Source organism: Streptomyces sp. B5E4 (assembly GCF_039871555.1).
Taxonomy (GTDB): Bacteria; Actinomycetota; Actinomycetes; order Streptomycetales; family Streptomycetaceae; genus Streptomyces.
The window spans coordinates 1-13,225 of the sequence record NZ_JBDPMI010000038.1; the positions used below are offsets into that span (position 1 = coordinate 1).

15 protein-coding genes and 1 pseudogene are annotated in these 13,225 nt (G+C 73.8%); 1 reads left to right on the forward strand and 15 read right to left on the reverse strand.

Annotation, left to right across the window (positions count from 1 at the left end; translation table 11 throughout):
- A partial coding sequence (locus tag ABGA99_RS32435; protein ID WP_347584046.1) for a M23 family metallopeptidase occupies positions 1 to 543 on the forward strand: 543 nt, incomplete at its 5' end.
- A gap of 22 nt (positions 544 to 565) precedes the next feature.
- On the opposite strand, the gene ABGA99_RS32440 is transcribed toward ABGA99_RS32435, so the two are convergent.
- From ABGA99_RS32440 to rpsP, 15 genes and pseudogenes are all read right to left on the reverse strand, one after another.
- Entirely contained in the window at positions 566 to 1,123 is a 558-nt protein-coding gene (locus ABGA99_RS32440; RefSeq protein WP_347581223.1) for a helix-turn-helix domain-containing protein, read from the reverse strand.
- A 51-nt stretch (positions 1,124 to 1,174) separates the two neighbouring features.
- Positions 1,175 to 1,984, reverse strand: coding sequence for an RNA polymerase sigma factor WhiG (whiG, locus tag ABGA99_RS32445; RefSeq protein ID WP_101421209.1), 810 nt, complete (start codon positions 1,982 to 1,984; stop codon positions 1,175 to 1,177).
- A gap of 322 nt (positions 1,985 to 2,306) precedes the next feature.
- On the reverse strand, positions 2,307 to 3,839 hold the full coding sequence (dprA, locus tag ABGA99_RS32450; RefSeq protein ID WP_347584047.1) for a DNA-processing protein DprA: 1,533 nt from the start codon (positions 3,837 to 3,839) through the stop codon (positions 2,307 to 2,309).
- Entirely contained in the window at positions 3,836 to 5,458 is a 1,623-nt protein-coding gene (locus ABGA99_RS32455; RefSeq protein WP_347584048.1) for a YifB family Mg chelatase-like AAA ATPase, read from the reverse strand. Before ABGA99_RS32455 ends, dprA begins: the two co-directional genes overlap by 4 nt.
- A complete protein-coding gene (locus tag ABGA99_RS32460) occupies positions 5,458 to 5,820 on the reverse strand; it encodes a YraN family protein (protein WP_347581179.1) in 363 nt (120 codons plus the stop codon). The genes ABGA99_RS32455 and ABGA99_RS32460 overlap by 1 nt, the downstream gene beginning before the upstream one ends.
- 118 nt (positions 5,821 to 5,938) lie before the next feature.
- Positions 5,939 to 6,256, reverse strand: coding sequence for a DUF2469 domain-containing protein (locus ABGA99_RS32465; RefSeq protein WP_101421213.1), 318 nt, complete (start codon positions 6,254 to 6,256; stop codon positions 5,939 to 5,941).
- On the reverse strand, positions 6,253 to 7,011 hold the full coding sequence (lepB, locus tag ABGA99_RS32470) for a signal peptidase I (protein WP_347584049.1): 759 nt from the start codon (positions 7,009 to 7,011) through the stop codon (positions 6,253 to 6,255). The genes ABGA99_RS32465 and lepB (ABGA99_RS32470) overlap by 4 nt, the downstream gene beginning before the upstream one ends.
- Positions 7,012 to 7,247: 236 nt before the next feature.
- Entirely contained in the window at positions 7,248 to 8,117 is an 870-nt protein-coding gene (gene lepB, locus ABGA99_RS32475) for a signal peptidase I (protein WP_347584065.1), read from the reverse strand.
- A 196-nt stretch (positions 8,118 to 8,313) separates the two neighbouring features.
- Positions 8,314 to 9,208, reverse strand: a pseudogene (gene lepB, locus ABGA99_RS32480) (signal peptidase I); the annotation flags it as partial.
- Positions 9,209 to 9,497: 289 nt separating this feature from the next.
- Positions 9,498 to 10,220 (reverse strand): signal peptidase I, encoded by a 723-nt coding sequence (lepB, locus tag ABGA99_RS32485; protein WP_347581181.1) that lies wholly within the window; start codon positions 10,218 to 10,220, stop codon positions 9,498 to 9,500.
- A 46-nt stretch (positions 10,221 to 10,266) separates the two neighbouring features.
- Complete coding sequence (gene rplS, locus ABGA99_RS32490; RefSeq protein WP_347581182.1) at positions 10,267 to 10,614, reverse strand: 50S ribosomal protein L19; 348 nt, start codon at positions 10,612 to 10,614, stop codon at positions 10,267 to 10,269.
- Positions 10,615 to 10,749: 135 nt separating this feature from the next.
- A complete protein-coding gene (trmD, locus tag ABGA99_RS32495) occupies positions 10,750 to 11,559 on the reverse strand; it encodes a tRNA (guanosine(37)-N1)-methyltransferase TrmD (protein ID WP_347584050.1) in 810 nt (269 codons plus the stop codon).
- On the reverse strand, positions 11,556 to 12,125 hold the full coding sequence (gene rimM, locus ABGA99_RS32500; protein WP_347581184.1) for a ribosome maturation factor RimM: 570 nt from the start codon (positions 12,123 to 12,125) through the stop codon (positions 11,556 to 11,558). The genes trmD and rimM overlap by 4 nt, the downstream gene beginning before the upstream one ends.
- A gap of 166 nt (positions 12,126 to 12,291) precedes the next feature.
- Entirely contained in the window at positions 12,292 to 12,531 is a 240-nt protein-coding gene (locus ABGA99_RS32505) for an RNA-binding protein (protein WP_027771538.1), read from the reverse strand.
- A gap of 2 nt (positions 12,532 to 12,533) precedes the next feature.
- On the reverse strand, positions 12,534 to 13,028 hold the full coding sequence (gene rpsP / locus ABGA99_RS32510) for a 30S ribosomal protein S16 (protein ID WP_347584051.1): 495 nt from the start codon (positions 13,026 to 13,028) through the stop codon (positions 12,534 to 12,536).
- Positions 13,029 to 13,225: the final 197 nt, after the last annotated feature.

Genomic DNA, 13,225 nt, shown 5'->3' on the forward strand with positions numbered 1-13,225 from the left:
GCGGGGGAGGGGGCGGGGCGGGGGGAACGGGAGACGCGGGCGGCTGCGGAGAGCCCGGCCGGCGGGGTGACGGACGCGGTGTGGCCGGTTGACGGGGGGCCGCGGGGGCGGCCGGTGGTGGAGCGGGGGTTCGAGCCGCCGCGTTCGCCGTACGGTCCCGGGCATCGCGGGGTCGACCTGCGGGCCGGCGCGGGGCTGCCGGTGCGGGCCGCGGCGGCGGGGCGGGTGTCGTTCGCGGGGCGGGTGGCGGGGCGCGGGGTGCTGGCGGTGGACCATCCGGGCACGGGCCGCCCGCCGCTGCGCACGACGTACGAGCCGGTGGTGCCCGCCGTGCGCAAGGGCGAGCGGGTCCGGGCCGGGCAGGTCGTCGGGCATCTGCAGGGCGGCGGGTACCACTGCGCGACGGCCTGTCTGCACTGGGGGCTGCGGCGCGGTCCTGCCTACCTCGACCCGCTGTCGCTGCTGCCGCCCCGGCTGCTCACGGCGGGGCACGCCCGGCTGCTGCCGGTGTTCGGCATCCCGCCGCCCGCCGGCGGCGGCTGACACCGGGCCGACGGCGGCGCCGTCAGCGTGCGGCGGCGCCGCGGAGGGCTACGGCGACGGCCGTGTCGGCGACGGTCTCCGGGGCGTCGGCGCCGAGTTCGGTGCGGCGGACGGCCGCGTCGACGACCCCCTGGAGCAGGGTGGCGGCGAGGCGGGGTTCGTCGTGGCCGAGGTCCGCCAGGGCAGCGACGACCATCGTGACGAGCCCGCCGTGCGCGGCGCGGATCTTCTCCCGGGCGCCGGCGTCCAGTTCGCCTGCGGAGATGGCGACGACGGCGCGGTGGCGGCGGTCGCCGACCAGCGCGAGCTGCGTGCGTACGTAGGCCTCGACCTTCGCCTCGGGGGCGTCGGCCCGTTCCATGGCGGCCTCCACCTCCGCCGCCCAGCGCGGGAAGTCGACCGCGCACAGCTCCTCGACCACGGCGGCGCGGCTGCGGAAGTACTCGTAGACCGACGAGCGCGCGAGGCCGGTGCGCTCGGCGAGCGCGGCGAAGTTCAGCGCTTCGGTGCCGCCTTCGCCGAGGAGTTCGCGCGCGGCGTCGAGCAGCGCGTCGTGCTGCATGGTCCGGTGCTCGGCCACGGAGGCCGCTCGAATCTTCGGCACGGTCCGACTTTAGACCGCACAGGCCGTTCAGCCGCTGGAGTCGGCCAGCTTCGCGCGCAACTGCAGGACGGACTTGGTGTGGATCTGGCTGACTCTGCTCTCGGTGACGCCGAGCACCTGGCCGATCTCGGCGAGCGTGAGGCCCTCGTAGTAGTAGAGGGTGACGACGGTCTTCTCCCGGTCGGGCAGGGTGTTCACGGCACGGGCGAGCAGCCGGCGCAGCTCGCGGTCCTCGGCGACCTCGACGGGGTTGTCGGCGGCGGTGTCCTCAAGGGTGTCCATGAGGCTGAGGCGGTCGCCGTTGTCGGAGCTGACGTGCAGCAGTTCTTCGAGGGCGACGACGTTGGCCAGGGAAAGCTGGCTGAAAACCCCGTGCAGCTCTTCCAGCTGGATGCCCATCTCGGCGGCGACCTCGGCTTCCGAGGGGGTGCGGCGGAGGGCGGCTTCGAGGGTGGCGTAGGCGCGTTCGACGGCCCGGGCCTTCTGCCGTACGGAGCGGGGGATCCAGTCCAGCGCCCGGAGTTCGTCGATCATCGCGCCGCGGATGCGGGTGATGGCGTACGTCTCGAACTTGATGGCGCGCTCGGGGTCGAACTTCTCGATGGCGTCGATGAGCCCGAAGACTCCGGAGGAGACGAAGTCGGCCTGCTCCACGTTGGACGGCAGGCCGACGCTGACGCGTCCGGCGACGTACTTCACCAGGGGTGAGTAGTGCAGGATGAGCTGCTCGCGCAGCCGGCCGTCACGCGTCTCCTTGTACGACCGCCACAGCTCGTCCACCGACGAGGGCGCTGTGCGTGAGGCGGCACGGTCGGACCCGGAGATGTGCTGGGGCATGCGTCGTCGCCTTGAACCGTTCTGGTGGGGGGCCTGGGTTCGGGTGGGGCTGCGGGGGGGGTGCGAGCAGGGTGTGGACGGGGAGCGGAGGGGGAGAGTGAAGCGGTGGGGAGTGCGGGAACGTTCCGCGAGCGTAGCGTGACCGTACCGTCGCATTCTGCGACTGACGGCTCTTCATGAGTACGCAGATTCGTTCCGCGGACCGCACCTGCGGGTTATCGGGAGGTCACAGCGGGGGGACCGCCGCTGGGGCACCGGGTGGGGGTCGGTTTGCATCTCCCCCACCCTTTCACCCGAACGTCCCAGGTCAAGGAACGGCTCGTCACCTTTTGGGGTGCTCACTGGAGCGCGGGGCCAGCCGCCAGCCGGTGCCGTCGCGGCGAACGAACCCGAGGGACTGCAGCTCATGAAGCCTGCCCAAGGCTTCGTCGCGCTCCGTACCCGTCTCTCGTGCGATCTCTTCCGGCCGGGCGGTCCCCCGACCGGGGACGGCTTCGAGCACGCGTGCGGTGGCGGGCGGGAGCAGATCGCGTGGTACGACGGGGCCACGGCGGGCCGGGGCGAGGTCGGCGCCGATGCGGCCGACCAGTTCGACGACCTCGGCGGCCTCGGTGACGAGCTCCGCCTCGCCGCGCAGCAGCTCGTGCACCCCTGAGGAGAGCCCGGAGGTCACCGGGCCGGGCACGCCCATGGCCGGGCGACCGAGGCGCTGTGCCCAGCGGGCGGTGACGAGGGAGCCGCTGCGGCGCTCGGCTTCGACGACGACGGTGCCGCGGGTGAGGGCCGCCATGACGCGGTTGCGCAGGAGGAATCGCGACCGGGTGGGGTGGTCGCCGGGGACGAGCTCGGCGACGATGAGGCCCTGTTCGGCGACGCGGCCGAGGAGCTCGCTGTGGCCGGGCGGGTATACCCGGTCGACACCGCAGGCCAGGACGCCGACGGTGGCTCCAGCGGCGGCGAGCGCGCCGCGGTGGGCGGCGGCGTCGATGCCGTAGGCGGAGCCGGAGACGACGGTCCATCCGGCGTGGGCGAGGCCGTCGGCGAGGGTCCCGGCGACGTGGGCGCCGTATTCGGTACAGGCGCGGGCGCCCACGACGGCGACGGACTTCAGCGCCCACAGCCGCAGGTCGGCGCGGCCGCGGACCCAGAGGCCCACAGGTCGGGCGGCGGCCAGGTCGTCGAGCTGCCGGGGCCACTCGGGGTCGCCGGGGCAGACGAACCGCGCTCCGACGGCTTCGGCGGCGGCGAGGTCCTGCCGGGCGTCGGGGCCGCCGAGCCGCCGCCGGTACCGGACGAGGCGGGTCTCCGCTTCCGGTGAGGGCGGCGGGGCGTCGCCGGTCACCCAGCGCAGGAGCCTCACGGCCCCGTGCGTACGCAGCCACCGCCCGGCGACCTCGTCCCCGGGCTCGACGAGCCGCGTCAGCGCCACCCGCGCCAGCCGTTCCGCGTCGCGGTCCCCGGCCTCGGCGGGAGCAGCCGGCGCGGGCTCCCTCCCCGGGCGGTTACGGCCCTCCGGCGGGGCGCCGGAGTCGCTGCCGTGCCAGGGCCCTGCCGCCGGGTCCCGCGTCATGCCCGGTGCCGGACCGGCCACCGCGACGGAGGGCCCGGCCGGCGACGGGCCCGGGCTGTCGGACGGAGGGCCCGGGTCGGCAGCCTCCGAGCCACCGTCGCCCGCCGCCGGGCCGCCGTACGCGGCAGCCGTGTCCGCCGCGTAACGCGGCGCGGACTCCGGACGCGCGCAGGTCCCGGCCGGCGTCTCGGCCCCCTGCCCCGTCTGCGGCGCGCTGGCCGCCCCGCTCTGCGGGCTCGGCAGCCCGTCGCGCGGCTTCCATACGGGCTTGTCGGTCGTGTTCATTCCACGGGCTCCAGGGTGGCCGGGGTACGGGCGCCTCGGGGCACCCCTGTGCGGAGTTCCAGGGCCGCCGCGACGTCCTCCGGCCCCGGGCGGTCGTGGCCCGCGAGGTCGGCGATGGTCCAGGCGACGCGGAGGACGCGGTCGAGGCCGCGGGCGGTGAGCAGGCCCCGTTCGAGATCGCGTTCGGCCGGGGCGAGGACGCCCGGGGCCGGGTGCCAGCGGCGGCGCAGCTCGTGGCCGGGGACTTCGCCGTTGGTGCGCCAGGCGGTGCCGGCGTAGCGTGCGGCGGCGCGGTCGCGGGCGGCCCGGACCCGGGCGGCGGCGTCGGCGGTGGGCTCGGCGCGCTCCCCGGCGGCCGAGAGTTCGGCGCGGCTGACGGCGTCGACGGCGACCCGGAGGTCGACGCGGTCGAGGAGGGGGCCGGTGAGCCGGCCCTGGTAGCGCCGGATGGCCATGGGCGGGCATTCGCAGCCGCCTTCCTGACGGGCGAAGCGGCCGCAGGGGCAGGGGTTGGCGGCGAGGACCATGAGGAAGCGGGCGGGGAACTGGACGACGCCCGCCGACCGGGCCACGACCACGTGCCCGGACTCCAGCGGCTGTCTGAGGGCGTCGAGGATCCGGCCGCTGAACTCGGGCGCTTCGTCCAGGAAGAGCACCCCGCGGTGGGCCAGGGAGACCGCTCCGGGCTTGGGCAGCGCGTTGCCGCCGCCGATGAGGGCGGGCAGGGTCGCGGAGTGGTGCGGGGCCGCGTAGGGGGCGTCTCCGACGAGGGGCCGGCCTGCGGGCAGGGTGCCGGCCACCGAGTGGATGGCGGTCACTTCGAGCGCCTCGGTCTCGGTCAGGGGCGGCAGCAGCCCGGGCAGCCGTTCGGCGAGCATCGTCTTGCCTGCGCCCGGCGGGCCTTTCAGGTACAGGTGGTGGCCGCCCGCGGCGGCGACTTCGAGGGCGAAGCGGGCCCGGTGCTGGCCGGCGACGTCGGCGAGGTCGGGGCGGTACGCGCCGGGGCCGAGGGCCGCGGGGGTGCACCAGCCGGCGCCGGGCACGGCGAGGCGGGGGGACAGGACGGCCGGGGTGCTGTCGGGGTCGGCCGGCTCGTCCGGGGGCGGCTCGTCGTTGAGGATGGCGATGAGCTGGCGCAGGCTGCGCACGCCGAGGACGGAGACGTCGGGGACGAGGGTGGCCTCGCCCGCGGCGGCTTCGGGGACGACGACCTGGCGGCAGCCGGCGTCGGCGGCGGCGAGCACGGCCGGCAGCACGCCGGGGACGGGCCGGACGCGGCCGTCGAGGCTCAGCTCGCCGACCATGACGAGCCCGGTGAGCGCGTCGGGGGCGATGCGTCCCGCGGCGCCGAGTGTGGCGCAGGCGATGCCGAGATCGAAGCCGCTGCCGGACTTGGGTACGGCGGCGGGGCTGAGGCCGACGGTGAGCTTTTTCTGCGGCCAGTCGACGCCGGAGTTGACGACGGCGGCGCGCACCCGGTCGCGGCTTTCGGTCAGGCTCTTGTCGGGGAGCCCGACCAGCGTGAACGTGGCGACGCCGGGCTCCAGGCCGGCCTGGATCTCGACGACGACGCCTTCGACGCCGACGAGGGCGACCGAGCACGTACGGGCGAAGGCCATCAGGCGGCCCCCCGTACGTGCTCGACGACGGGGGCACCGCGCTCCGGCAGCACCACGCCGACGACGTCGATCCGCATGCCGCCCGGCGGGGCGCCGCCGTGCCGCAGGGCCCAGGCTTCGGCGAGGCGCCGCAGCCGGTCGGCCTTGGCCGGCGGGACGCCGGCCATCGGATGCTCCCAGCCGCCTTCCCGTCTGGTCTTGACCTCGCAGACGACGAGGGCTTCGCCGTCGAGCGCGACGATGTCGATCTCGCCGTCGCTGCATCTCCAGTTCCGCGCCAGGACGGTCATTCCCGCCTGGACGAGCCGCCGCTCCGCGAGCCGTTCCCCGTACTGTCCGAGCGCCTGCCGCTGCTTCGGCATCCGGCACCACCTCCCGCGTCCGACTGTGTCGTGCCGCGGGAAAAGTTGTTGATCTTGGTGGATAACCGACGGGTTGTGGACAACTCCCTCACCCATGAGGGTGAGGGAACAGGGGAACTCAGCCGAGGTCGTCGGAGGGCATCTCCAGGTCGGACTTGCTCAGCTCCTCGATGTTCACATCCTTGAACGTGAGGACCCGCACCTGCTTGACGAACCGGGCCGGCCGGTACATGTCCCAGACCCAGGCGTCCGCCATCGACACCTCGAAGAACACCTCACCCTGGACCGAGTGGACCTGCATCTCGTAGTCATTGGTGAGGTAGAAACGCCGCTCGGTCTCGATCACGTATTTGAACAAACCGACGACGTCGCGGTACTCCCGGTAGAGCTTCAGCTCCATCTCGGTCTCGTACTTCTCGAGGTCCTCGGCGCTCATGGCACGTTCCCCTTCCGCCTGTGCGTCACCCCATTGTGCGTTGCCCGGGCGCGACGGGCCCGGGCATAGCCGGAAACCGGCCCGTAGGCGGCACCGCCCAGGATCAGCGCCGCCCCGGCGACGACCGCGAGCAGCAGCGGCCCCAGCGGCCCGGGCCCGGAGATCCCGCCGGGCAGCGCCGCGAAGCCGTCCGGGCGCTCCAGCGTGCCCACCCTGCCCGGCGGCCACGCCGTCGCGTCGACCCGGCCCTTGACGGCGTCGCGGGGTATGGCGCCGCCGCCCGATTCGGCCAGATGGTGACGGGAGTCGACGGAGTCGCCGCGGCGGTCGCCGAGCAGGAAGATCATCCCCTCCGGCACGGTGGTCGCGGGAAAGCCCTCCTGAGCCGCCCGCTCACTCTCCGTGACGTACGGCTCGGCCACCGGAGCGCCGCCGACCGTCAGCCGCCGCTGCCCGTCGCAGCACCGAACCGTGTCCCCGCCGACCGCGACGACCCGCTTGACCATCGGCAGGTCGCCCCACGCCGCGTCCTCGAAGACCACGACGTCGCCGCGGCGCACCTCGTCGCCCGAGATCCGCTCGGCCAGCACGCGGTCACCGGAGTCGACGGTGGGCGCCATGGAAGACGTCGGCACGGTGTACGGCACGTACACCGCGGCGCCCCAGGCGAAGCCGCCGAGGAACAGCACGCACCCGACCGCCACGGCCAGGCCCGACAGCACGTTCCCCCGGCGACCGGCTCCGCTGCTGCTCATGGCCGCACACTACCCAGCGGCCCGGCAGGCAGTCAGCCCGCTCGGTGAACCACCGTGATCAGCGACACCGACCCCCGCCACGACACCGGCCCCGGCCCGTAAAGCCGCAGATCAGCAGGGCGCGTACGTCATGGAAGGCGCCGCCGCCCCGACGATCACGTCACCCGGACGGCCCCATGCCCCCGCGCACCCGGCGCGGGCCGGCAGCCGGACGCGCGCAGGAGCGAGGGCCCGCCTCAGCCGTTCAGGTCCGCCTTGCGGATCAGCCGGCGCCGCCGCCACAGCACCAGCGGCACCGCACCCAGCAGCCCCAGCGCCGCCGGCGCGGCCCCCGCGGCGGCGTTCAGCCCCGGCTGGTCGAAGGTGCCCGGCACCGGCAGCGTGCCCCAGCGGTCGATCGGCCAGGCCCGCGCGATGGCCCGGCCGACGACCAGGTCCTCGTCGACGAAGCCCTTGTCCGGCGACTTCTCGTGGTAGCGGGAGTCCAGCGAGTCCTGCCTGTGGTCGCCCATCACCCACAGCTTGCCCTCCGGCACCTTCACCGGCCCGAAGTCGTTGTCCTCGCAGGGGGTGTCGCCGGGGAAGATGTACGAAGTCTCGTCCAGCGCCTTGCCGTTGACCTTCACCGGGCCGACGCCCTTGCACTCCACGGTGTCGCCGCCGACCGCGATGACGCGCTTGATGAGGTCCTGCTCCTCCGCCGAGGGCATGAGGCCGATGAAGCTCAGGCCCTTCTGGATGCCTTCGAGTACGGGCCCGGAGTCCGAGGCCGGCGCCTCGTTCAGCCAGCCGCCCGGGTCGTGGAAGACGACGACCTCGCCGCGCTCCGGCTCGGCGCCGAACCACGGCGTGAGCTTGTCCACCAGCACGCGGTCGCCGACCTGCAGGGTGTTCTGCATGGAGTTGGAGGGGATGGAGAACGCCTGGACCAGGAAGGTCTTGATGATCAGCGCGAGCACCAGCGCGACCAGGATGAGGATCGGCAGTTCCTTCCAGAAGGAACGCTGCTTCTTCTCGCCCGCGTCGGCCGATCGACCGCCGTCCGCGTCGTCCCCGCTGCCGCTGCCGCTGCCGCTGCCGCCACTGCCGTCCCCGCCGTCGCTCATCGCTCCCGCTTCCGTCGCCGCAGGGCCGCGGGGAGCATCGGGCGCGGCGTCCTGCGGGACGTCGCCCTTGGCGAGTGAGGGTCGGGGGGCGTCCTCCCGGGAGGTGGCCGCCGGGCCGTCGGACGCCTGCTCCGGAGGGCTGCCAGGAGGGCCGGCAGCCGGCTGCTGCGCCCGCCCCTGGCCGGGCCGGTCTTCGGGATCCTCGTGACCGGACCGGGCGCTGACTGCCACGTCCCCCACATCCACTCCTCATCTTGCCGCTGCCTGCCCCTGGTCAGGTGCAGGCCCACCACTCCCATAACGAGCGAGAGTTCCGCAGGAGTCGGGAGGGGCTCCATTCGGCCCACTTCTTTCGAGGACACCTTATTCGTCTGCGCGTCCGACTCCGGAACCGAGGCGTAGGTGTCCGGTGAGTCGAATTTGTCCCAGTGGCCGAGTGGCCAGGCGATGGCCATGGCCCTGCCGACGACGTCGTCCTCCGCGATGGTGCCCTGGTACGGACCGTCCAGGTGGTAGCGGGAGTCGGCGGAGTTGGAGCGGTGGTCCCCCATGACGAAGATCCGGCCGTCCGGCACGGTGACGTCGAAGGTCCGCTGCGAGGGCTTGTCCCCCGGGTGCAGGTACGACTCCACCAGCGCGCTGCCGTTGACCGTGACCCGCCCGGCGTCGTCGCAGCAGACCACCCGGTCGCCGCCGACCGCCACGACCCGCTTGATGAGATCCTGCTCGTGCTCCGAGGGCAGCAGCCCGATGAACGTCAGCACGTCCTTGACCTGCGCGACGCCCACCGGGTCGTCGAGCCGGTCCTCCTCCCGGTTGCTGAGCCAGCCGCCCGGGTCCTTGAAGACGACGATGTCGCCGCGCTCCGGCTTCGCGCCGAACCAGGGCGTGAGCTTGTCCACGACGACCCGGTCGCCGATCCGGATCGTCTGCTCCATGGATCCGGAGGGGATGACGAACGCCTGCAGCAGAAAGGTCTTGACGCCCAGCGCGATCAGCATGGCCGCGCCGATGATGAGCGGGATCTCCCTTATCCGCGAACGGGTTCTGCGCCGCCGCGCCCGCTTGGCCGCCTTGCGGCGCTCCGCGCGTCCGCCGAGGCGCGGCCCCGGCTCGTCGCCGCGCCTGCGCGCACCGGCCGGCCCCCGCCCGCCCTCTGGCTCGTACGGGTCGTCGCCGTCAGGTCCGGACGAGCCGTCGCCGTGTCCGCCGTGGCCGCCGTCCCGTCCGTACGGGCCGCGGCCGGGCCCGCCGCCCGCGCCGTACGGGCCGCCGCCCCCGTATCCGCCACCGCCGCCCTCGTACGGATCACGGCGCCCCGGCCCGCCCCCCGCGCCGCGCCGGTCCTCCTGACCGCCGCCGCCCGCGTGACGCGCGTGGCTACCCCCCATATTCCGGCCGCCCCAGCGAGCCGGCCCGGTCCGGCGGCCACCCCCGCCAGTCCGCCCTGCCGATCACCTTGTCCACCGAGATCGTGCCGCCGCCCGGCGACCCGAGGTGGTCGCGGGAGTCGCGGGAGTCGCTGCGGTGGTCGCCCATGACCCACAGCCGGCCGGGCGGCACGATGACATCGAACTCGACCAGCGACGGGGCGTCGCCCGGATACAGGTACTCCCGCTCGTCGAGCGGCTCTCCGTTCACCTTCACCCTCCCCCGTGCGTCGCAGCAGATCACCCGGTCGCCGCCGACACCGATGACGCGCTTGACGTAGTCGGTGCCCTCGGGCTCCGCGAGGCCGGTGGCCGCGCCGGCCTTGCGCAGCAGGCCCGGCACCACTCCCCCGCCGTCACCGGCGGCGGCGAAGGTCCCGGAGCCGTCGAAGACGACAACGTCTCCGCGCTTCGGTTCGTCCCCGAACGCGTAAGCGAGCTTGTTGACCAATACCCGGTCGCCGGGCTGGAGAACCGGCTCCATGGAACCGCTCGGGACCAGGAACGGCTGCACGATGAAGGCGCTGACGAGCAGCCCGATGACGGTGAAGCCGGCCGCGAGCGCAACGGCCCAGCGCAACGGACGGACGAAAGAGGAGCGCGACGTCTCCTCCTGCCCGGACTCCGGGGAGGAGGAGGCGTCACGCTCCTCGGGCCGCGGCTCAGTGTCCATCGCAGCGAAGCCTAATATGGCGGTTCGCCCGCGTGGACCGGCCGTGTCAGCTCTCGCGCTTCTCCTTGATCTTCGCGGCCTTGCCGCGGAGGTCGCGCAGGTAGTACAGCTTGGCGCGGCGGACCTGGCCGCGGGTCACCAGCTCGATCTTCTCGACGACCGGGGTGTGCACGGGGAAGGTGCGCTCGACGCCGACGCCGAAGCTGACCTTGCGGACCGTGAAGGACTCGCGGACCCCGGAGCCCTGCCGGCGGATGACGACACCCTTGAACTGCTGGACACGGGAGCGGTTGCCCTCGATGACGCGCACGTGCACGTTGACCGTGTCACCGGGCCGGAAGGGCGGGATGTCGTCCCGCACGGAGGCTGCGTCGACGCTTTCGAGAAGGTTCATGACCGTCTGCTTTCTTCGCCGATGCCACAGGTCATCGACAAGAGTCCGAAGTGGGACAGAGGATGCTGCAGCGTCGTACGGGCGTCGTGTCCCCCTGTGGCAGGGGCGCCGCGTCGGACGGCAGGCAGCAGCGGCCTATTCTTCCACGTCGGCGCCTGTACGCCAAAATCGTCCGTCGGGCCCCTCGGTCCAGCCGAGTTCGGCGAGCAGCGCCCTGTCGTCCTTGTCGTACGCACCGGGGGCGGCCCGTGCGATCAGGTCGGGACGGACCTCGGCGGTGCGGCGCAGCGCCCGGTCGCGGCGCCAGCGGGCGATGCGGCCGTGGTCGCCGCTGAGCAGGATGTCGGGTACGGACCGGCCGCGCCAGTCGGGGGGCTTGGTGTAGACGGGGCCTTCGAGGAGGTCGGCCATGGCACCGGGGGCGAAGGAGTCGTCCTGGTGGGAGGCGGCGTTGCCGAGGACGCCGGGCAGCAGGCGCACGACGGCCTCGGCGATGACCAGGACGGGGGCCTCGCCGCCGGCGAGGACGTAGTCGCCGATGGACACCTCGTGCAGCCGGTAGCGGCCGGCGTACTCCTCGATCAGGCGGCGGTCGATGCCCTCGTAGCGGGCCGGGGCGAAGACCAGCCAGGGCTCGGCGGCCAGTTCCACGGCCAGTTCCTGGGTGAAGGGCCGGCCGCTGGGGGTGGGGACGACGAGCACGGGGTCCCCGGGCCCGGAGGCGGCGACGGCGTCGAGGGCCGCGCCCCACGGCTCGGGTTTCATGACCATGCCGGGGCCGCCGCCGTAGGGGGTGTCGTCCACGGTGTTGTGCCGGTCGAACGCCCACTGCCGCAGGTCGTGGACGCGGACGTCGAGCACCCCGCGCTCGATGGCCTTGCCGAGGAGCGAGAGCCGCAGCGGCTCCAGATACGCGGGGAAGATCGAGACGACGTCGATCCTCACGCCGGGCCCTCTCCCCCGTGCCCGCCGTCCCGGCCGCTCTCCGGAGCGCCGCTGACGGCCACGTCCAGCAGCCCCGGCGGCGGCTCGACGACGACGCGCTGCGCGTCGAGGTCGATCTCGGGCACGATCTCGCTGACGAACGGGATCAGCGCCTCGCCGCCGTCCGGGCGCGCGACGACCAGCAGGTCCTGGTACGGCAGGTGCGCGACCTCCGCGACGCGCCCCACGGGGGTGCCGTCGCGCAGGACGACGTCGAGGTCGGCGAGCTGGTGGTCGTAGTACTCCTCGGGGTCCTCCGGGGTCGCCTCGGGGTCGACGTCGGCGACGAGGAGGGTGTTGCGCAGGGCCTCGGCGGCGGTGCGGTCGGCGACGCCCTCGAAGCGCAGCAGCAGCCGGCCGCTGTGCACCCGCCCGGTGGCGATGGTCAGCGGTCCGGCGGAGGCCGGGTCCGTGGTGAGGACCGCGCCGGGGGCGAGCCGCCGCTCGGGCTCGTCGGTGCGTACCTCGACGGTGACCTCGCCCTTGATCCCGTGGGCGCGGCCGATCCGCGCGACTACGAGTTGCACGGGTGCCTTCCTCTTCGTACGTCGTCGGCCGTCACCCGGTACGCGCCGGGCTGTCGCGAGCGTACGGGACGGCCCGCCGCCCGCGTACGGCGACGGGCCGGGGCGCCTGCCGGCCTCCCCGGCCCGTGCCGGTGACGACTGCTCCGTCCGTCCGCGCGACGGCGGTTCAGCGGACCTGGTCCACGTCGACGAGGTCGACGCGGATGCCACGGCCGCCGAGCGCACCGACGACGGTGCGCAGCGAGCGGGCCGTGCGGCCGTTGCGGCCGATGACCTTGCCCAGGTCCTCGGGGTGCACCCGGACCTCCAGCACCCGTCCGCGGCGCAGGTTGCGCGAGCTGACCTCGACCTCGTCGGGGTTGTCGACGATGCCCTTCACCAGGTGCTCAAGGGCTTCTTCGAGCATCGTCAGGCCCCGGCGGCCTCGGCCGGGCCCTCGGCAGGCTCGGCGTCGGCCTTCTTCTCGGCCTTGTCAGCCTTCTCGGCCTTCTCGGTCTTGTCGCTCTTCTCGGCCTTGTCGGCCTTCTTCGCCTTGGGGGTCACCGCGTTGCCCTTGGGCTCGTCGGCGGCGTCCTTGGCGGCGGCCTCGAAGAGGGCGCGCTTGTCGGCCTTCGGCTCGGCGACCTTCATCGGCTCGGGCGCCGGCAGACCCTTGAACTTCTGCCAGTCGCCGGTGACCTTGAGGATGGCGAGCACGGGCTCGGTCGGCTGCGCGCCGACACCCAGCCAGTACTGCGCACGCTCGGAGTCGACCTCGATGCGCGAGGGGTTCTGGACCGGGTGGTACAGCCCGATCTCCTCGATGGCCCGGCCGTCCCGGCGGGTGCGCGAGTCGGCGACGACGATGCGGTAGTGCGGCGACCGGATCTTGCCCAGGCGCTTCAGCTTGATCTTGACTGCCACGGGAGTGGTGTCTCCTGGAGTTGACGTGATTGGGCCCACCGAGGTGCTGCGTGGGGTTGCAGTGCCCTGGCGCCCGAAGGACGCGCCAGCCGGAGGAGAGAGGGGTCCTGTGCGGCTGTCGAGTTCAGCTGACCATTGTGCCACACGGCCCCGACGCCCTTGTCCGCGCGGTCGCACCCCTGGTACCGCCCGCCGGT